Here is a 1,166-nt window from a genome sequence, read left to right as displayed (position 1 = left end):
TCGTAGCCATGTCGTTCTGTGAGCCAAGGAGTTGACACGAGACTTTGTCTTCCTAAGACCGCTTGGCCTCCGACTTCGAATTCAAAGTAATGCCTTTCGGCCTGTGCACCGCTCCAGCAACGTTTCAACGTGTTATGGACACCGTGCTGGCTGGATTAAAGTGGCAAACCTGCCTTGTGTACCTCGACGACGTCGTCGTCTTCGCGAGGACCTTCGAGGACCACATCGAACGGCTGAAGCAAGTTCTCGAGGCCATCAGAACTGTAGGACTGACGCTAAAGCCTCAGAAATGCAGATTCGGCTACGAAGAACTCAAGTTCCTTGGCCATGTCGTGAACTGCGATGGCGTGCGCCCGGATCCCGAAAAGACGGCAGCTATCGCTAATTACCCCGTTCCTTCGAACGTTAAAGATGTACGAAGCTTCCTTGGTCTCTGCGCCTATTACCGCCGCTTCATTCCTAGCTTCTCGAAAATCGCGTCACCGCTGAACGCCTTGACGAAGGGCGGAGCTCCCTTCCAGTGGCATGAAACGCAACAGCAAGCCTTCGATGAACTGAGGGCTCGGCTCCAGACCGCACCCGTGCTTGCATACTTCGACCGAATGCCGAAACGGAGATACACACCGCCGCAAGGAACGAGGATCTCGGTGCTGTACTGGTTCAATTCCAAAACGGCCTCGAACGCGTCATCGCTTATGCCAGCAGAACGCTATCAACGGCCGAGAAGAATTACTCGACAACAGAAAAGGAGTGCCTTGCACTTGTGTGGGCCATCACGAAGCTACGTCCCTACTTGTACGGGCGACCATTCAAAGTGGTGACAGACCATCATGCACTCTGCTGGCTGGCTAGTCTTCGAGACCCTTCGGGACGCCTAGCGCGATGGAGTCTTAGACTACAGGAGTACGAAATGACCGTCACGTACAAGTCCGGAAGAAAGCACAACGACGCGGACTGCTTGTTGCGCGCGCCGCTCGAGGAAGCACACAGCAACCACGAGGACGACGACGGCTTCCTAGGCCTTATCACCGCCACCGCTATGGCTTCAGAACAATACAGCGATCCCGAACTGAAGCCGCTCATCGACTACTTGCAGCATCGCACCGACGAGGTGCCCACCATCTTCAGGAGATCAATCCCGAGCTTCTCGATACATAACGGTGTCC

The 1,166-nt window shown here is 55.0% G+C and carries 1 protein-coding gene and 2 pseudogenes; all 3 read left to right on the top strand.

Features of this window, described 5'->3' with window-relative positions; all coding sequences use genetic code 11:
* Positions 1 to 62: 62 nt before the first annotated feature.
* A pseudogene (locus Q2M23_RS44400) lies at positions 63 to 320 on the top strand (reverse transcriptase family protein); the annotation flags it as partial.
* A 269-nt stretch (positions 321 to 589) separates the two neighbouring features.
* Positions 590 to 757, top strand: a pseudogene (locus tag Q2M23_RS44395) (ribonuclease H family protein); the annotation flags it as partial.
* A gap of 153 nt (positions 758 to 910) precedes the next feature.
* On the top strand, positions 911 to 1,166 hold a 256-nt coding region (locus Q2M23_RS43585), incomplete at its 3' end, for a hypothetical protein (protein WP_316399515.1).

Origin of the sequence: Bradyrhizobium sp. 33ap4 (assembly GCF_032654765.1) — a bacterium.
Lineage (GTDB): Bacteria > Pseudomonadota > Alphaproteobacteria > Rhizobiales > Xanthobacteraceae > Bradyrhizobium > Bradyrhizobium australafricanum.
This window is presented reverse-complemented; position numbering and strand designations above follow the sequence as displayed.